The 19791-nt window shown below is 46.1% G+C and carries 12 protein-coding genes and 1 other RNA gene; 2 read left to right on the top strand and 11 right to left on the bottom strand.

Annotation, left to right across the window (positions count from 1 at the left end; genetic code table 11):
• Positions 1-389 precede the first annotated feature (389 nt).
• The 3 genes from QUA07_RS06760 to QUA07_RS06750 all read right to left on the bottom strand — a co-directional run bounded on the left by QUA07_RS06760 (position 390) and on the right by QUA07_RS06750 (position 2189).
• Positions 390-647: a DUF2811 domain-containing protein gene (locus QUA07_RS06760; RefSeq protein ID WP_050813024.1), complete on the bottom strand. Its 258-nt coding sequence runs from the start codon at positions 645-647 to the stop codon at positions 390-392.
• A gap of 549 nt (positions 648-1196) precedes the next feature.
• Positions 1197-1358, bottom strand: a complete 162-nt coding sequence (locus QUA07_RS06755) for a hypothetical protein (RefSeq protein WP_333323577.1) — start codon at positions 1356-1358, stop codon at positions 1197-1199.
• Positions 1359-1529: 171 nt separating this feature from the next.
• The gene (locus QUA07_RS06750) at positions 1530-2189 is read right to left on the bottom strand and encodes a class I SAM-dependent methyltransferase (RefSeq protein WP_333323575.1); all 660 of its coding nucleotides are present in this window, start codon (positions 2187-2189) and stop codon (positions 1530-1532) included.
• 664 nt (positions 2190-2853) lie between these two features.
• Here QUA07_RS06750 and QUA07_RS06745 point away from each other — a divergent pair.
• The gene (locus QUA07_RS06745; protein WP_333323573.1) at positions 2854-4899 is read left to right on the top strand and encodes an ATP-binding protein; all 2046 of its coding nucleotides are present in this window, start codon (positions 2854-2856) and stop codon (positions 4897-4899) included.
• A gap of 45 nt (positions 4900-4944) precedes the next feature.
• On the opposite strand, the gene QUA07_RS06740 is transcribed toward QUA07_RS06745, so the two are convergent.
• The 6 genes from QUA07_RS06740 to QUA07_RS06715 form a co-directional block, all read right to left on the bottom strand.
• Complete coding sequence (locus QUA07_RS06740) at positions 4945-6096, bottom strand: Gfo/Idh/MocA family oxidoreductase (RefSeq protein ID WP_333323571.1); 1152 nt, start codon at positions 6094-6096, stop codon at positions 4945-4947.
• Between the two features lie 227 nt (positions 6097-6323).
• A complete protein-coding gene (gene rnc, locus QUA07_RS06735; RefSeq protein ID WP_333323569.1) occupies positions 6324-7031 on the bottom strand; it encodes a ribonuclease III in 708 nt (235 codons plus the stop codon).
• Positions 7032-7406: 375 nt separating this feature from the next.
• Positions 7407-7839, bottom strand: an RNA gene (rnpB, locus tag QUA07_RS06730) — RNase P RNA component class A.
• A 446-nt stretch (positions 7840-8285) separates the two neighbouring features.
• Positions 8286-9464: a magnesium/cobalt transporter CorA gene (corA, locus tag QUA07_RS06725; protein WP_333323568.1), complete on the bottom strand. Its 1179-nt coding sequence runs from the start codon at positions 9462-9464 to the stop codon at positions 8286-8288.
• A gap of 76 nt (positions 9465-9540) precedes the next feature.
• On the bottom strand, positions 9541-13776 hold the full coding sequence (locus QUA07_RS06720) for a PAS domain S-box protein (protein ID WP_333323566.1): 4236 nt from the start codon (positions 13774-13776) through the stop codon (positions 9541-9543).
• Positions 13777-14435: 659 nt separating this feature from the next.
• The gene (locus QUA07_RS06715) at positions 14436-14573 is read right to left on the bottom strand and encodes a hypothetical protein (RefSeq protein ID WP_333323564.1); all 138 of its coding nucleotides are present in this window, start codon (positions 14571-14573) and stop codon (positions 14436-14438) included.
• A gap of 34 nt (positions 14574-14607) precedes the next feature.
• Between QUA07_RS06715 and hemG the strand changes: the two genes are divergently transcribed.
• A complete protein-coding gene (gene hemG, locus QUA07_RS06710; RefSeq protein WP_333323562.1) occupies positions 14608-16068 on the top strand; it encodes a protoporphyrinogen oxidase in 1461 nt (486 codons plus the stop codon).
• A gap of 92 nt (positions 16069-16160) precedes the next feature.
• On the opposite strand, the gene QUA07_RS06705 is transcribed toward hemG, so the two are convergent.
• Positions 16161-16853 carry a response regulator transcription factor gene (locus tag QUA07_RS06705; RefSeq protein WP_333059446.1) on the bottom strand — a complete coding sequence of 231 codons (693 nt, stop codon included), beginning with the start codon at positions 16851-16853 and terminating at the stop codon, positions 16161-16163.
• 105 nt (positions 16854-16958) lie between these two features.
• Positions 16959-19229, bottom strand: a complete 2271-nt coding sequence (locus QUA07_RS06700) for a hypothetical protein (RefSeq protein WP_333323560.1) — start codon at positions 19227-19229, stop codon at positions 16959-16961.
• Positions 19230-19791 lie beyond the last annotated feature (562 nt).

Below are 19791 nucleotides of genomic sequence, written 5' to 3'. Positions count from 1 at the left end.
ATCGCGAATTAAATAACTTACAATTTTAATTGTTATTGTGGGATGGGCGTCCCGCCCGTCCCACAAACTTGTGGAAGTTATTTAATTCCATTCCTAAGCTGCTACGCATCTAAATTCAATACAGAGACGGGCAAGATGCCCGTCCCACAATAATTGTAGAAAAATTGACTGTAAAATTAGATGCACAGCAGCTTACCCCTACAAAACGATGATTTCCCTGAGAATGAAACCGGCCTGCTTCTTAAGGGAGATGCAATGGGGCTCTGCATTAAGCTATAGGCGATAGTTCTCAGGGATTTTAAGCTGAAGTTGCCACCTCGGTAGTGCGCGCCCTCTCGGTCCACTAAAATCCTTGCCAGAAACCGCGTCTCCCCCTCTCCCCTGATCCTTTAAGACGAGGGAGTTACATTGTTGCTGTGCAAGTCTTGAGGAGATTGAAACAGAGTTTCGAGATAAACTCTCGCAGCTTGGCGATAACTGCGCGAAGCTTCAGGCGTACCGCTATCGGCATTCTGCAACAAAAACAGCGACAGGGCGGCGCAAAATACTCGGTCTAGATCCCATTCGGGATGGGTTTCCAGGTAAGTTTTGAGAGAATCGTGCAGCGTTTCGGGAATTTCAGCAAAAATACTGACTGTTGGGTTGATCATTTTTTTTAGTCTCGCTAATAAATTGAAAACAGAACCCCCCCTTCGGCCGGATACAGGTGCAGGCACAGCCGAAATCAGAGCGCTTTTTTTTAGGTCGGTCGCATCATTGTGCGCTATGAGGGGGTGGGTTTGTCAATGTTGCGAAATATTACAAAGTCCTTTAGATAAAAAAAAGGTTTACCAAATAATAAGCTTTTTAGGGCATTTTTTGTTACATATCTTTATGTAGTGGGGGGTTTATAAGTAATTAGCCAGCAAGTTAAGGAAATCCCCAATTCCGCAGCAAGATGCTACCGTGCCGTTAATTTCTGTGGAAAACTTTGTCGGATCTGTGGAAAACCTCAGACTTGCCTGTGGAAACGCTGTGGAATGTTTAGGGAAAAGTCAGGGAAAAAATAAGAATTGCAAAGGGCATGGGGCATCGGCCAAACAGGCCATCGGCCAAACAGGCCATCGGGCATCGGCCAAACAGGGCATGGGGCATTGGTAGCAAATAGCAAATAACTAATGACTGTTGACTACTGACTACTGACTACTGACTACTGACTAATGACTTCCTAAGTGCCACTCTGCCGCTTGTTGCCGGATGGTTGCCAATTCTGTTGGCGGCATTTTGTCGAGATTGGCTAAGAGAACACTCATGGGACCGATCGACTGAAGTTTGTCCCGGTGGCGCGCTAGGAAATCCCAGTAGGGAAGATTTATCATCGGTGCAGTTGATAGCAGCTTGGTTCTGCCAAAGTCGATCGCCTAAGATCCAAACGCCGACCGTCATTTTATTTGTTTCACCCTTTCACCATAAAAGTTATCTTTTACTTTTCATGAGGGCTGGTCGTTTATTCAGAGAAATTAATGGGCTGAAAAATCACCCCTCAAAACTCATGATTTCTCCGCTTGTGGCGAGAACTTACTAGAGCATAACATTGATTTCCAAAGATAGGGACACCGACCAGCAAATTTAAATTTTATGTCCGTGTATCCTTCAGATGTTAATAACTTGGTCAGCGTCTCTACTGAAAAAAATTTAATGTGACCGTTATCCCAAAGAACGGTAAAATGTGGATCTAGTTTGCCAGAAACCGCTAAAGCCAGATTTTTTAAATAGCCGTGATAGGGTGTGGAAATAATTAGTCTTCCTCCCGGATTGAGGCATCTTTTTGCAGTTTTTGCTAGTTCTTTAGGATAAAGCAAGTGTTCGATTACTTCAATAGCTAAGACAACATCAAATGAGTTCAGAATATCGATATCTGGAAGGTCGTAAATATCTGCTTGGATAAACTGACAATCGGGGAAACTTTGACGGGAGATGGCAATTCCGGGCGCAGAAGTGTCAACGCCGACAACTTCGCAGCCGTGCTCTGCGATAACGTGACTGAGGCTGCCATTGCCGCAGCCGAGATCCAAAACTCGGAGTTTTGTCTTGCTGGTATGCTGAAGTGTCGCCAGCATTTCTAAAAGGGGAGATATCAAATAAGCGTGATGATATCTCGGACGGTTGTTTGTGTAATAATACGTATAATTGCTAAAGTTTTTTTTCATCGATTAAGCTATGGAGATTATTGCCGAGACCGCGAATTTACGGAGCGTGGGTGCACTGTTTGGGCCAAGGTTCCCCACATTAGGGTTGTCAGAGTCGATCGGCAGCTCGATCGTCTCATTCTTTTTGTTTGACAGGTGAATTATTGTCACTGAATCAATCGGATGGCAAAAGAAATATTTGACAGGGTGCAAAATCTCGCATCGCCCATCTCTGGCCCATCTCTCGAAGGCCTTGGGAAAGAAAAAGTCCGATCGAGCAAGAATGATCTCTGTACACTAGCCGGAAACCGAACTTTTTGCCTGTTAATTGGGGGCGAGTGCATCTATGCGATTCTAGCTTCAAGCCACTGCGGTATGTCCACCCGATGCTTTTTGCAGCCTGAAAAATAGGCACCTGGGCGATCGGGTGTCACTCGCTTCGAGAATTGAGAAGGGAAGTGTGACCGAAATCACAGGCATTTGCCCAACAAATTGCTGAGCATCTTTTAGTCCACACACTTAGAATCGAGATTACTACAGTGGCTTCTATAATTGTGTTTAAATGTTGTTCTGAAGCTGTGTTGTCCAGTCAGCAGAGCCCCCTAGACAGATTCATGCTTTCGGTCTGGTTTATTTCACTGTAATGGTCGCTGTTGGGTGTTGCACCTTAATTTAGATATTTCCTATGGTTAAGTTAGGTCAATCCTCCTTTCGCCGTATTTTACTGTCGCGGATTTTGTTGCTCAGCGTACCTGTTCTACTGGTGGGGGAGTATGTTACCTATCGCAAGGCACGCTCGACGCTTCTGGAAACTGCTCGTCAAAACTTGACAGAAAGTGCAGTCAGAAAAGCAGACACTATTGAACAGTGGGCGAAATCGCTGAAGTCGAATCTGATCGGCGCTTCGGAAAGCTCGATGTTGCAGTCGGTAGATCCGAAGGATTATCAAAAGTTTATCGCCCAATTAGGGCAGCGGTTGCCAGCGCAGGTTGATTGCTTGCAATTGACTAATTTAAAGACAAATCAAGTGATAGCAAGCACTTGCGGGCAACAGCCGATTCAGTCGTTGCCGGCCAAATTTTGGCCACCCGTACAGCAGCAGCAAACGCTGCTGGACGACAAGAGCGTTTACATCAGTCTGTCCTTACCTCCGCAGCGACAGGGGACAGCAAACGATCAGAAGGCGGCTTTGGGGGCTGAGGATTTTCCCGATGCGGGTAAAGAAGGCTCCGATAGCCAAGCGAGTTTGGTGTTGAGCGCTCCTGTTTACATTCGTCGGGGCAATACCCTGCAGTTGAGTTATGCTTTGAGTTTGCAGTCGGCATTGCCTGTGCAAACCAGCGCTCCCAAGGGTTCTTTAGCCGGCTATACGGTGGCGATCGACCAAGATGGGACGATTTTGGCGCACCCGAATATCAATCGCGTGGGCCGCAATATTGACCAAGAGGCAGATGCCGCTCGACTAAAAAGTATTGTCAGAAGGGCGATCGCCGGCGGAACAGCTTTTCTCCACCTATTTTCCTTTGAAAGAAATGGTGTAGAGTTGCTAGCAGGATACGCCGCTATCCCGAGTCCTTCAACTACACAGGAGAACAGCAAGTGGATTATTTTAGCTGTCTCTCGTTTAGATTACGCTCTGTCGGGTTTGGAAGAAATTCAGCAAGTTTTATTTAATTTAATTGTAGGTTTGGTTGCTGCTAGTATCATCGCGACTTTATATCTGTCTCGCGACTTGGCGCGTCCTGTGGAAAAACTGAGAGACTACGCGATGAAAGTAGATACAGAAGCGTCGCAGACAGTGCCACAAAATTTCCAAATTAGGGAATTCAATCAACTATCAGAAGCACTAAACAGCATGGTGCAGGGTCTCAGATCCAGGGCCAAAGAATTGGAAGTCGCAACCAAGGAAGCGCAAGTTGCCAATCAATTAAAAAATGAATTTTTGGGCAATATTTCTCACGAATTGAGAACGCCGCTCAACGGGATTATTGGTTTTATTCAAATTGTGCGGGACGGCTACTGCGATGACCGAGATGAAGAAATGGAATTTTTACAGCGGGCCCACGACTCGTCAATGCAATTGCTCAATATTATTAATGATATTTTGGACATTGCTAAAATAGAATCCGGCACGTTCTCCATGATGTTAGAAGTAGTTGATATTACTCAGGTACTTGAAGACGCGATTGATTTGCAAGCGACTCCAATCGATGAAAAAGGCTTGAAGTTAAGTTTGCCAGCTCCTCATGATCCGATTATTGTTCATGCCGATCCAGAGAAGCTAAAACAGGTGTTTTTAAATGTTTTGAGCAATGCCGTTAAGTTTACAGAGTCGGGCAGCATTAATATATCTGTGCGGGTAGAGTCGAGGACTAATTCTGGTAGTTTTAACGGCAGTGGGGAAAGTATGACGGGTCCCAGCGGTCAAAGCGATTGGGTGGTGGTGACAATTAAAGATACGGGAATTGGTATCGATCCCGAGCACCAGCAGAAATTGTTTCAACCTTTTGTGATGGCTGATGGTTCTACAACTCGCAAGTTTGGCGGTAACGGTTTGGGCTTGGCTATCTCGCGAAGGATAATGGAATCTATGATCGGAAGCATTACCCTGCACAGCGCGGGCGTGAATCAAGGTACTACGGTGATGATTTCTTTGCCTGTCAATCAGCAGTCAAGTTTTTATTTTCACAGCCCCGACTTAGTAACGGAAAAGGGAAATTTCAAAAGTTGAGGAGTGATTTTCCCAATCTAACATCTAACATCTAACATCTAAAATCTAAAATGGTCTTAGGGGCTGTCCGCCGAGTTCGAGGGATTTGCTCAAAGTGCTGAGAATGCGGATTAATTCGACGGAGGCGGAGCCGGAAGAGGTAAGACAGGGGGTATTTGTTTGCACGCAGTTGAGGAAGCGATCGCACACTCGCCTCAGCGGTTCTACTTGTTCTAAACTCAACACTTCGCGGTGTCTGAGGCTTGTTGGCTGCGGCGCGATCCTCTTCGTTGGCGTAGCCCCCGTAGGGGCGGGCTTCGCTAACGCACTTTCAAAAGAGTTATTCTCTTCGCCTCCCCAATCTGGATTGCCACGCTGCACAATCAGGGGAGTTTCTGGCGACATTTCGTCAAAAATCAAGGTTCCCAAACTGCCAACAACTGTTAAGCGCCGTTGTTTGTCGGGATTTAGCCAGCACAGATGAATAAATGCTTGAAATCCGTCGGGATAGGTGAGCGTTACCCAAACTAAATCTGCTAGTTTTTCTGCAGGATTAGTAGTCAGCAGTGAAGGAGAAAATTGATTTTCAATTTCTGCTGCTTCTTGATTTATTCCTTCTTCCTTCGGAAAAACAGTGCCGATCGCCCTTACTTCAATTGGCGTTTGTTCCAACCAAGTATTGAAAATAGCGATATCGTGAACTGCCAAGTCCCAAAGGGCATCAACGTCATGGCGCACCGGTTCAAAATGGGTGCGCTGGGCGTAACCGTAGCGCAATTTTCCGAGTTGATGCTGTTGAATAATTCTTTGGCCTCGATCGACTGCTGGATGAAACAGATAAGTGTGGTCAACGAAGAGTTGCCGCTGCTGTTTTTCGGCTAATTGACAGAGTTCTATTGCTTCAGTGAGGTTGATGGCGAGGGGTTTTTCTGCTAAGACGTGGTAGCCTTGTTTCAGCGCTGCTGCTGCGAGGGTATAGTGTGTGGAAGCTGGAGTAGCGATCGCCACAGCTTGCAGTCCCGGCAAGGCTTGCACTTGAGACCAATCGGTAGCTAGAATCACCGAGGCATCGAGATTAAACTGTTTTTGAACGGCCGCCAATGAATCTCGATTCGGGTCTACCACCGCTAAAACTTGGCTGTTGGGATGTTCGAGAAAGTTGCGAATTAGGTTAACTCCCCAGCGACCTGCACCCAATACAGCTATTCCGATTTTCATTGATTATAATTTCAAAAATCGCACAGCAATTATAGCATATTTTGTTATTATTATCTATGTTTTAACTCAAAAAAATTACTGTTGACTGTTGACTGTTGGCAGTAGTTATTGGTTATTGGTTATTGGTTATTGGTAGCAGCTAACAAATAACAAATAACTGATAACACCAGTCAACAGTCAACAGTCAACAGTCAACAGTCAACAGTCAACAGTCAACAGTCAACTGACTACTGACTATTAACTAATTTATTAAAAGCTGCCTGAGCCGCTGCTTGTTCCGCCGCTTTGATCGATCGACCTTTTCCCTCTGCTACCAACTTTCCCTGAATGAGAACTTCTGCGGTAAAACGATCCTCCCCCCCCTGCACTGTCCCGGTTTCTTGCACGCTATATTTGGGCAAAGTTTTGTATTTGCCTTGAGTCAACTCTTGGAGAGCAGCTTTGTAGTTTTGGCGGGCCGGATCGCTGCGGATTTCTGTCGCTAAGCGTTGAAAGTGAGAATCTAGCCAAGGGCGAATTAATTCTAAGCTTTGGGTACTCAAATAAAGCGCAGCCAGTACCGCTTCCAAAGCATCGGCCAGTCGGGGTTCAGCGCCTGTTTTGTCCGAGGCGGCGCTGCTGGAAACAATTAAATAGCGATCGAACCCGTAACTTTCAGCGATTTTAGCAAGAATGCGATCGCTCACCAAGATCGATCGAATAGCAGCAAATTCTCCCACTGTACAGTCAGGATAAGTCTCAAACAACAATTCCGACGCAGCCAGCCGCACCACTGCATCACCGACAAACTCTAGTTGCTCGTAATTTGCCTTAGCTGACGCGCTCGCATGAGTCAAAGCTAAATCGAGGAGATGCCATTTTATCGCATCATTCTTTGGCAGTCCCAATTTTTGAATTACTGTTTCAAGTTGCTTTTGGCGACCCGGATAAATCATACCATTTTAGATTTTAGATTTTAGATTTTAGATTTTATAATTAATTGCGAATTACGGATGACTATCCGGGCTTGGATATTGTATAAAGTTGCATGACTTTTTGAAAATGGTATATCAGATTCATATCACTAAAAAGCTTTTTATTAAAAAACTAAATAGTCCTCCTGGTGCTTATAGTCCGCTCTGTCAAGGTGGTGAAGAAGTGCCTCAAACGCTGGAAATCTCTGCTTCTGGCGATCGATCAATCTTCTTTATTTGATAAATTATTAGCAATAAATAACATATCAAGAATAAAGCTCAACGGTTACGATGACGCCAACACCTTAACTACACCTTGACAAATCTGCCCTAAGCACCTTACCCAAATTTGGGTGGGGAAAAAGTCGGACATAAGCCGGGTTCTGTTCTCTCAACTGCAAGCAGTTGTCGAGGGCAGTTATCTATCTGGGACGCCTGTTACCAGACGCCTCAAGCAGTACCAAAAAACGGAACTGGTAAAAAACCAACCATAGTCCCTCCGACCTTGCTCCCAACTGGGGTTTACCGAGCCAGCACCTCTCGATGCTGCTGGTGCGCTCTTACCGCACCTTTGCACCCTTACCCCCTAACACTTGGCGATTTTCGAGGCTTGATTTTTGATTCAATCTCCAGTCTCAAATCTCAAATCTCAAATGGGGGGCGGTATCTTTCTGTGGCACTATCCTCACGATCGCTCGCACTGGGCGTTACCCAGCAAGTTTGGTTTTTCGGGAGCCCGGACTTTCCTCAGACAAGCTTTCGCTAATCCGCAACCGCCTGCGCCTACTTTTTCCCCAGATTTATTGTACGCGATCGTTCGTCAATCAATTTGGGATTTGAGATTGAATATTTTAACTTGTCGCCCACTTAACTTGGACATTTGTGTTTATTCTCACATCTGGCACTATTGTCAATAAGCTTTTTATGAACAGGCAAGATGCCTGTTCCACAATCAAGTTTATTTTTTGTGGAACAGGCATCTTGCCTGTTCTTGAGAATGGTGCAACATCTCAGTTTATTCAAACTCTTGTACCGTGGGCCCGAAAGCCCGCCCAACAATTAAATTTCCCTGCAACTCCCTTAAAATCACTCACTGATGAATCAGGGGGCACAAAAGTTGGCAATTATCATCCAAGGATTTATCGCACGGATTCAACTAGGGGCAGGAAACCTTTTTACCTAACAGGATTTTGAATTATTCAATCTTTAATCCCCAATCTGAAATCTTCAATTCGGTTACTTTAATGAGTCATCTTTGATAGTAGAAAAATTATCAAACCAGCCGCGCCGCCAGAAGAAGTAAACTAAACCAGAGGCGATTCCTACCATCACCGCCCAACACAGCGGATAGCCAAAATACCAATTCAGTTCCGGCATATTCAATGGCGATTTCTCTGTATTGAAATTCATCCCGTATACTCCCGCCACAAAGGTTAGAGGAATAAATATACTCGAAATCACCGTCAGCAATTTCATGATTTCATTCATTTTATTACCAACCGAAGACAAGTAAACATCCATCAAACCCGAAGACAACTCTCGATAGGTTTCCACCATATCCATCACCTGCACCGTGTGATCGTAACAGTCCCGCAGGTAAATTCGCACCTCTGGACTAATCAAATCACTGCTATCTCGAATCAAAACATTAATTGCATCCCGCTGTGGCCAAATGGCGCGGCGCAGAGTCAGCAATTCTCGGCGGATTTTATATATTTTTTCCAGGGTTTTGCGGGTGGGGTTCACCACCACTTCATCCTCTAATTCTTCAATGCGCTCTCCGTAAACTTCTAATACAGGGAAGAATCCATCTATAATCGAATCTAACAAAGTATAAGCCAGATAATCTGCTCCGTGTTTGCGAATCATGCCTTGTCCTTTACGAATGCGATCGCGCACTGGTTCAAAACAATCATAGTCCGGTTCTTCCTGAACAGTTAACAGGTAATGCTTGCCCAAAATCAAACTTACTTGTTCTTTATGAAAAGTATCTGATTCTGGATGCAGCATCACCATCCAAGCAATGATTAAAATGTGTTCTTCATAGTCTACAACTTTCGGTCGCTGGGGAACATTAACTACATCTTCCTGAGCCATTACGTGCAAATTAAATACTTCGGCCATTTGCCGCCAAGTTTCTTTGTTTCCCAATCCCAACATATCAACCCAAGAAACAGATGCTGTATCTAAATACGCAGCAGCTTTTTGAGGATTTGCCAAGTGGGCGCGAGTAGCTGCTGTGTCGCAATAGTCAATTAATACAATCTCCGGAGGCGGCGCATCTGGTTCTAAGTCGAGAGTTCCCGGCGGAGCCCCCTGATCGTCATAAAAATAGTCAACATAGGAATCATCATCTTCTTCTTCTTTAATTTGTTTTGCAACGGCACTAGAAGTATGTATGCTTTTGTATACCATGCTAATATTCCTGACTTTTAGAACCTTTAATTAGATTATCATTTTTCTCGTGCAACTACCAATTACCAATAACTCATTACCTCTGCCGAATTGGAATCTCGATCGCAAATTCAGTTCCCTCTCCCGGCGCGGAAATGCACTGCAGCGTCCCTCCGTGCCTTTCCACCACAATCTGATAGGAGATAGACAGTCCCAAACCTGTACCTTTGCCTACTGGTTTAGTAGTAAAAAACGGGTCAAATACCCGACACTTAACAGACTCTACCATGCCATACCCGTTATCTGAAATTACGATCGCCACCCGATTGTTCTCCAACACATCCGTGCGAATCCGAATCCAGGGCAATGTGTCGCAAGTTAAAGGTAAACCAGCCAAATCTTGCCGTTCATCTTCCGAATAACTCGCTAATTCCAACTTCCTATTCCTGACATTTGCTAAAGCATCAACAGCATTATTTAAAATATTCATAAACACTTGATTTAACTGTCCCACGTAGCACTGTATCTGGGGCAATTCCCCATATTCTTTAACTATTTGAATATGACGGTTTCGGCCATTTTCTTTAATCTTGTGTTGCAAAATCAATAGAGCACTGTCTATTCCTTCGTGAATATTAACACGCTTAAGATCTGATTCTTCCAGGCGGGAAAAGTTACGCAAAGACAGAACTATTTGGCGAATCCGATCGGCTCCGGTTTGAATTGAATTCAGCAGGTGCGGGAAATCCTCTTTCATGAATTCTAGTTCTATTTTTTCTGCCAAATCTTGGATAACAGCAACAGGTTCCGGGTAGTGTGCTTGGTACAAACTACACAGTTCCAGCAAGTTTTTGGCATACTCACTAGCGTAAGTGATATTACCGTAAATAAAACTGACGGGATTATTGATTTCGTGAGCAATTCCCGCCACTAGCTGTCCCAAACCCGACATTTTTTCCGCTTGAATTAGTTGAGCTTGCGTCCTGCCTAATTGTTTCAATGTTTGCTCTAGCTGGCGATTTTTATGTTTTAATTGAGCTTCGGCTTGTTTGCGCTTGGTAATATTGCGTGCTAGAATAATAATCTGATCTGAATTAAACGGCAACAGTCGGGCTTCATAAGTTGTTTCTCCTTCCGACATGGAAAGCGAATATTCTATATCGATTGAATTTCTTGTTTCGGAAACTTCAAAGATTGCTTGGGCAAATTGGCAGGCGACATTGTGTGGCAATATGTCTGTTATTCGTTGACCCATAAAATGTTCGGGAGGTAGGTATAAACTCGAAGAAGTTCCTGACAAATAATCCACGATAATACCGTCAGCATCTAGTCGAAAATACAAATCAGGCAAAGCGCGAAAAACTGCTTCTAACTCTAAAGTTTTTTGGCGCAATGCTTCCTCGGCGTAGTAGCGATCGCTAATATCAAAAATTACCCCGTCCAAATAGCAAACGTTTCCCTCAGCGTCGAACACAGGAGAACCTTTATCCCACAGCCATTTAACCGTGCCGTCTGCTGCTAGCAAGCGGTATTCCAAGTTATAAGACTCTTTGTTTTCTATGCCTTGCCGAATAGTTGCTTCTACTTTTGCCAAATCTTCCGGATAAATAATGCTAGCAAAAGTCCGGCCTCTCCTGTCCAAAAGCCAAATAAAATCTGCCGCCGGGTAGCCGGTTAATAAGTAAACGGCATCGCTAATAAAATTAGTCGAAAAATCGCACTGCCAGCGATAAACAACTCCGGGAATATTAGCAACTAAAGACCTAAATCTTGATTCACTTCTACGCAAAGCTGCTTCCGATTCATGTCGTTCGGTAATATCGTGAGCGAAAGCTAGCACTGCAAATACATTACCTTCAGCGTCGCGCAGGGGAAGTTTTTGGGTATCAAAAATATGTACTGAACCGTCAGCAATAGTTGCCGGATCGCAGGGATTGTGGATAATTTCGCCGGCCAGTACAGCAGAGTCGTCTGTGCGGAATCCTCGGATATTTTGGGCGGAATTCCCAAAAACGATATCTTCTGAAAATCCTAACTCTAAATCGGATTTGTCAATGATTTCTTCTACTGTTTTACCGATCGCTTGAGCGAAACTCCTGTTGACCAGAATATAGCGAAAATTTTTGTCTTTGGCAAAAATCCAGTCGCTGGTTTTGTCTATTACTGTGCGTAGGAGTTGTTCGGAACGTTCAGTTTTTTCCAAAGAAGCCTGCAGTTCTAGTTCTAGGCGCTTGCGAGCAGTAATGTTTTCAAAAGCAACACCGACACAGTTGTTGGGTAATGGAAAAGCTTTAATAGAAAAAGCGCGAGTTATGCGGCCGCCTTCATCGCAGTCAATATCTTCAAGTTCTACGGCTTTCTGGGTGCGAATTACCGAAGCAAATGCTTGGGGAATGTTTTTCGATCGCAGTTGGGGAAAAATCTCGTCGATTGTCATTCCCAAAACATCAGCCATTTCTAATCCGGTAAATAGGGTAGCTGCAGGATTGGAGGCGATCGCCCTGAGAGTGCTGTCATCGTCTATATTTTCTAAATGGTAGACGTACAAACCAATTTGCATATTCTCGACAATTTGGTCGTAGAGGCGCACGCTTTCGTCTACCTGCCTGCGTTCGGTAATATCTTCAGTAATCCCCAAAACGTACTGAGGACGGCCTGTGGCGTCGAGAATTGGCACTTTGCGGGTGTGCAGTATTCTCATACCTTTGTGGCGAGTTTGGATCGGCTCTTCGGCGATGTCTTTAACAGTAGACTGATTGTGATGACCGGTCAATATTTCTCTGTCTTGAGCAGTAAAAACATCAGCTTGTTCTTTGGGGTAAATATCGTAGTCATTTTTGCCGATCGCCTCTTGAGAGGTAACACCTGCGATCGTTTCTCCCGCTTTATTCCACAGCACAAATTTCAGCGAAGAAGCATCTTTAGCAAAAACTCCCACCGGCAGATTTTCTACTACGGAATTGAGAAAGCCTCTAGCTGATTTTAATTCAGCTTCGGCACGCTTGCGTTCGATGCCTAAAGCGATGACATCGGCAACCGATGCTAAAGTTTCCTGAAAAGGTGCTGTCAGCGGCTGGCGGCTGATAATTACCATGACTCCCACCAGCCGTTCTTCGACTATCAAAGGGTAGCCAGCGAAAGTTAGAATTTGCTTGGGGATTGGGCAATTTGTCGGCTTTTGGCTGGTGTTGAGAAGTGCTACTTCGGAACTGTGTACGTCTTTTGATTTCGCGGATTCTTCCTCTGGAAGTCCAAAATTATTCAGTTCAAATCCGCAGTCAAATTCCGGTTTTTGCTGTTGGGCGATCGAGTTAACCTTATTTTCAATAAAGCTAGCGCGATCGTCTGTGCGACTGTATATTTCCGATGCTGCTTGCAATTCCCAAACATTCTGTTGAGAGTTGAAAGTCCAAATTTCAGCAGAAGCGACATCAAGATTCCGCACCATTGCCTCGCAGCAGGGAAGCAGGATATCTTGAGGGTGTTTGGTGAGGGCAATACCGACATCGGCTACCATTGCTGTGAGGCGAGAAGCTTGGGCTTTTTCTGCTTCCAACCGTTTGCGATCGGTGATATCTTCCACCAAAGAAAGCACGGTAAAAGTGTCGCCGCTGCGAATAATCGAGTTGAACCAGCGACACCAAATTACCTGTCCGCTTTTAGTATAGTTGCGGTTAATTGAAGTATTGCCGTTGCCGGTGGCTAGTTCCAGCTCGATCGCGCTTACACTCTCTCTATCTTCCTCGCAAACCAAAGCCAAGTCGCCGAACTGCTTGCCCATCATATCATCGGATGTCCAGCCAAAGATTTCCTCGGCGCGTTTCGACCACTGAACGATCCGAAAATCTTCATCCCAGCCTACCATTGCCAGCGGACTGTTAGCTGCATTCAACCACAGTAAATGGTTCGATCGGCGTAACTGTTGAGTTTTCTGCTGCTGCCAGCGGTAATGCCGGGTGATATCTCTACCGACGCCCAAAACCCGCATCTGCTTGCTAGAGGCATCCACCGCTGGCGTATAAGCAGTTTCGTAAATTTTAATCCCGCCGTCTGCCGTCGTCACCTCATGAATTGCCAGCCGTTTTTCCCCGGTAATAAATACTTGTTGCAGGCAAGAATCAATCTGCGAGATTATATTTTTGACAGCAGCATTATTGGGATATAATTTTAATAATTGCTGATTAGTTTGGTTGACTATTTCAGCAGGCTCCAATCCCATCCAAGCAGCAGCGACAGGATTGATCGATAGGTACTTTTGCTGTCGATCGCACTCTAGGAAAGCATCAACAGAGTTAGAGAAAAAAGACTGAAACGAGTTGATAACTTCCTGCATGGGTATTTTTTCATGAGAAAAGCTTAGTATTATGGAAACCTCGTGTCTTTAGACTCATATGTTGCACCATTTTCAATGTGGAACAGGCCGGAAAGCCTGTTAATCGAGAAGGGTGCAAGATGTGAGTAGACCGATCGAGGCAGCACGCATCAGGCAGTTTTAACCGCCTTGAATATTGATTATTCCTACACGGGGCTACTTGGTCACTTGGTACTTTGATGATCTACTTTCAACGGAACAATTACCGTTTCAAATATTTCACGCGCGATCGCATAGCAGCTTGAGCTTACACGCATATTTTTGATAACCTAATCAGTTAAGACGATAGCTGGTCAACTATGTCTTTTGATTAGGGCCTGAAACCCCATCTGTTCAAAGGGGTGTGCGGACTTGCAAGTTAAGCTCTAAAATTTTCCTAAAGTTAGTTTAACCCACTCCAATTTTTTTGCACAGTTTACGGCTGCGTTTCCCGGTGCAATTTTTGGCGCTGTTCCCTATAATACAAAAATTTTAAAGAAATAGTATTTTTGGGAATATACCTTAATTAGAGCAGATGCTCTTTTTTTAAACCAGACCCAGCGGAGACAAAAGCGAGATGGAGAGGCGGGGAGACGGGGAGGTGGGCAGAGGTTCTCATCCACAACCTGCGAGAAAAATGCTTAAGAAATGCCGGAAAGCTTACCGATTCCCAATTCCCAATTCCCGATTCCCAATCCCCGATTCGCAATTCCCAATTCGGTAATCTGAAAGCGGTTTGGCAGTACGCCCAGCAAAGAACGCAAGCCGTGCAAAGCCATGTAACATAAAGATTGCGATATTTTTCTATGTAATATGGAACTATTAGATACCTTGATTGTGGGTGCAGGTATTAGCGGTTTGAGTTTGGCGCACGCACTTCACAAGGAAGCAACGAGTCCATCGCCGCTGAAGATTTTAGTCGCTGAGAGTCAGGGACGTGTGGGCGGGAACATCACCACTGTGACAGGGGAAGGGTTTCTCTGGGAGGAGGGCCCGAACAGTTTTTCGCCGACGCCGGAATTGATGAAGTTGGCTGTGGACGTGGGATTGAAGCAGGAGTTGATTTTTGCCGATCGCAAATTGCCTCGTTTTGTGTATTGGCAAAAAAAGCTGCAACCGGTGCCGATGACTCCACCGGCGATGATTCAGTCTCAGTTACTGAGTTTTCCGGGAAAACTGCGGGCGTTGTTCGGGGCTTTGGGGTTTGTCGGGCCGGCAATGGGCGATCGACTTTCGCAGCAGGGTGACGAGGAAACTGTTTCTCAATTTTTCCGCCGTCATCTCGGTACGGAAGTGATGCAGCGGTTGGTGGAACCTTTTGTTTCTGGGGTTTATGCCGGCGATCCGCAACAACTTAGCGCGGCGGCGGCTTTTGGCCGGGTAGCAAAGATGGCTGATGTGGGTGGCGGGCTGGTAGCGGGGGCGCTGCTTTCTGCTAAAAACAGACCGAAGAAAATGCCTGCAGACCCGAATGTTCCTAAGACTAGACCGGGGGAGTTGGGTTCGTTCAAACAGGGGTTGAAGGCTTTGCCAGAGGCGATCGCTGCTGAATTGGGCGATCGAGTGAAACTCAACTGGCATCTGACTCGCCTCCAGCGTACAGAACGCGAAACTTACATTGCTGTATTCTCGACGCCCGACGGACAGCAGGAAGTTGAGGCGCGCACCGTGGTTTTGACCACACCCGCTTACGTTACAGCCGATCTGTTGCAGCCTCTGCAACCGGAAGTTAGCAGTGCTTTACAAGCTTTTACTTATCCTACGGTTGCCTGCGTCGTCTTAGCATATCCTCACTCAGATGTCAATGGTAAATTAGTAGGTTTTGGAAATTTAATTCCGAGAGGGCAGGGAATTCGCACTCTGGGGACGATTTGGACATCGAGTTTATTTGCCGATCGCACGCCTGCGGGCTGGCACACTCTCACCAGTTTCATCGGCGGCGCAACAGACTCGGAAATTGGCAATCTCGACTCCGAACAAATCGTTCGTGAGGTACACCGAGATTTGTCTCGGATTTTGCTGAAACCAGATGTGCCACAGCCAAAAGTTTTAGCGGTGAATGTGTGGAAGCGGGCGATTCCTCAGTACAATTTGGGGCATTTCGATCGCCTGCAACAAATCGATGAGGGCTTAAAATCTTTGCCTGGGGTGTATTTGTGCAGCAACTACGTTGGCGGAGTGGCTTTGGGAGATTGCGTGCGAAGGGGTTTTGATCGTGCACGAGAAGTGGGCGAGTATTTGCAGAACAAACAATCAGATACTCGATCAATCTGAATTCTTGTGTGGGGAGGGCGGGTTTACAAATATCGAGTATGTTAATCCGAGATATTGGTGAACCCGCCCCTAAAGCCGAATGGCGGATGCTACTAGGTTGTTGGCTCAAACTTGTAACCCACCCCCCGGACGGTTTGAATCATCGGCATTTGATTGGGATCTAGTTCAATTTTGCGGCGAATTTGACCGATATGGACATCCACCACGCGATCGGCTCCTACATACTCGTAGTCCCACACTTCATGCAGCAATTCCGATCGCCTCCACACGCGACCGGGTTTGCTAGCCAAACAGTACAGCAGGTCGAATTCTAAAGCAGTCAAAGCAACTATCTGGCTGCCGAGAATTACCTCGCGGCGAACCGGATCTATTAGTAGCTCTCCAAAAGTAAGAGTTTGTTGTTCGGCGGGAGTAACAATGCGTTTGCGCTTCAGAATTGCTGCAACGCGAGCTCCAATCTCTACAAGACTAAAAGGTTTAGTAATGTAGTCGTCAGCACCTTCGGCAAACCCTTTCATTTTGTCAGCTTCATCGGTTCGGGCAGTCAGCATCAACACAAACACACCCGTGCGTCTTTGCATTTCTTGACACAGTTTGTAGCCAGTTGTATCAGGTAAATTTACATCTAGAACTACTAAGTCAGGATTGAGTTGCTCAAATAATTCCAGACCAGTCTGACCGTCCTCGCCAGACTCTACTTGATAACCTTGCTGGCTCAAAAAACGGTGAATCAAATTTCGGATTGCCGGGTCGTCATCAACCACAAGGATTTTTACAGGGGCCATGACCACAAGTTTGCTTGAAGAATTAGGCAAGAATATTCAGCCATAATAATAGAAAACTGGATACAAATCTCGAAAAAATTGAGCTTTTAATAGTTATAGCCCTATTTATAACCTACGCAAAATTTCAGGCAATAAATCTCCAGGAACTTTGGATAAGGCTAAATTTTGGCCTGGCAGCCCACATTCACTATAGAAAGCTCTAATCGTTTTGACAATATAGCTCAATGCTGTTTGCCGGGAATCAGCAGCTTGGGAGTTTGCCGCGGCTTGCAAGTTGAGTTTATCCCCATATGTTAACCCTTTGTCATTGAGATTTTGTCCCCATTCGGCACACACTTGCAACTGGTGGTGCAGCGCTGCTTCTAGATGGCTTGTCTGTGCGACTTTGTTAGCGGCGAAATCTGGGTCGGTGGCTAGTTGATAGTGGGCTAGTCCGAGATTGTTGCGGGCGGCCAAGGCGTCAAAGGTGAGTTTGGTTCGATCGATCTCTGCGGCGATATCCAGGGCGGCTTCGTAGGCGGTAATCGCCTGCTGCAATGATTCCGTCCGCGCCTGTTTCTGCTGAAACTGGTTCGCCAAATGCCAATAAGCCGTACCGAGATTGTTGTACGTGGCGGCTGCTGCTGCGGGTACTAATTCTCGGGTGCGGTATTTCAATGCTTCGCGGTAGGCGGAAATCGCCCTGACTAGCAGGGGTTCTGAGGGTTCGTGCTGGGCGAGGTTCCAGCAGGCGGTACCGAGGTTGTTTTGCACTCCGGCATAGTTGAGGGGTTCTCGTTCGGGACTGTAGCAGGAGAGGGCTTGGGTGTAAGCTGCGATCGCACTTTTGAGATATACGATCGGCTCACCATCTTGAGCTAAATTCCAGTATGCTGTCGCCAAATTATTCTGAGCAGCAGCGTACTGCTGAGGTTCCACGGCGGGGTCTAGATCCAGCAGCGCTTGTTGGTAAGCTGCAACTGCGTGCTGCAAGTTCTCTGTCTTGTCTCGATAGCGGGCTAAATCGGCCGAGGCGATTCCCAAATTTTTGTTTAATCTAACGCGAGTTTGGGGTACGGTTTCGGCATTTGTTCGGTTCAAACCTTCAAGGTAGAGGGCGATGCTGCGTTCAAGGCAAGATACCGGATCTGATGCGTTATGCTGCGTGCGATCGCGTGACAGCATCCAGTAGAGAGTGCCGAGATCGTTGAGCAGATCGGAAATTGGCGGTAGGCTGTTGGACTCCTGGGCGTACTGAGTTAAATTTTCTGTCAATTGGGCAATCAGTCGCGCGCATTCCTCAGTTAGTGGTTGATTTTGCTGCGAGTTGCTGTCAACTTCGAGATACGCAATCACTTGTTCGATCGCGCGAATGGCGATTGTCAGGTTTTGCTCTGAAACGTCTCCGCCCAGAATGCGATCGCGGTAGTAATTTCCCAAACCGTGATATGCCAAAGCCAATGCTTCGGAACAACACTGATGTTCTTGCAGCAGTTCGATGTATTGCAGGGTTTGCAGCGGCAGAAAATTTTCCTCTGATGTGGCATCATTTTCTGCTTCTAAATCCTCAGAAGCCGCTGCTAGCACCAAATCTGCCAGTTGGACGGATTTAGAATCAGGCGCTGGGGACGGGGGATGGGAAATTGGGGATTGTTCGTCATCTGCCAATGGGACGGATTTAGAATCAGACCCTGGGGACGGGGGATAGGAAATTGGGTATTGTTCGTCGGGAATTGGGGATTGTCCAGACAAAGAAGACATTAAAAGTTTGTTGCCAAAGTCTCCGCTGTCCCGCAGGTTTCGCAAGTCTCCTGAGTTCCCCAAGTCCTCAAAGTGTCCGAAGTCTTCCTTAGCTGGAGTTGGTTCGCCTTCAAACTCAAATACTCCGGTTCGCCAGTGCCAAAATTCCGGCGCCGATTGTTCGATCGAACTTAGCCAGGGACGCGACACCCACAGCAACAGAGTAGACTCGCACATTTGCAGGTTTGCTTCAATCTCCCTCAAATAGCTCAGGAACGACCACTGCACTGATGCTGACTGCCTGGTCAGGTGTTCTGCCCCGAGAATTTGAAATCCCGGCAAAGGGCTGTAGCTGCCTCTGTTTTGCGGCGGTGGGTGTTGGGTCAGCCACGCGGCGATCGAAGCCCAAGGATTGGGATCGCTCAAGTCGAGTTCCAAACTGACAAATCGGGGGTAGTTGATCCGGGAGCGAGGATCTGAGCCTGCGCTCTCTGCGGCTAATTCTGCCTGCAAGCGGGCTGCCAGACAGTCCCGCAAGCACAAGTCGTCGCAGGCGGCAATAAAAATTTGACGGCGTAAATTGAGGTCGATCGCCTGTTTCAAGCGTTGGTAGATCAGCTTGTTTGAGCTAGAAACTTTTTGGGAAGGAATAGACATCAGGAGCAGCCGATTTTAGATTTTAGATTTTAGGTTTTAGGTTTTAGATTTGGGATTGTAGATTTTAGATTGTAGAGTTGAGAGTTGAAATCTCGATCACTCATACCTCACAACTAAGCCCCGAAGGCAGTCAATCGATTTTAGATTTTAGATTTTAGATTTTAGATTGAAGCCTTGACCCCACGGATAAATTCGGAGGCTCCTTTATCGGATACAGGTTTTTTATTTCTGGGTCCTGAGTCTGCTTTCGGAATGAATCCGGGGGCTTGTATCCTGGATGCTTGATTGTCAATCGCACCGATGATGACTAAAGGATTGTAGATTTGCAATTGGCAATTTTATATGGGTGGCGAACCAGTGTGATTAAGTGCAACCCAAGTCCCTGAACCCGACAGCCGAGAGGAAAACACCAAATTTATGCTGGTCTTATTTAGCTTTCCAGCTCGCTCGGCACGCTTCAGGATTGTTGCAACTACCTGCTTTGTATTGAAACACAAAAACCACGTTTCCTTGGGAAAGGAAAACATGGTTTCTCGAAGGATTATTTAAAATTGCGATTTGA

Origin of the sequence: Microcoleus sp. T3_A4 (assembly GCF_036700465.1) — a bacterium.
Taxonomy (GTDB): Bacteria; Cyanobacteriota; Cyanobacteriia; order Cyanobacteriales; family Microcoleaceae; genus Microcoleus.
Note: the sequence above shows the minus strand (reverse complement) of the source record. Positions and strands in the feature narration are given on the sequence as shown.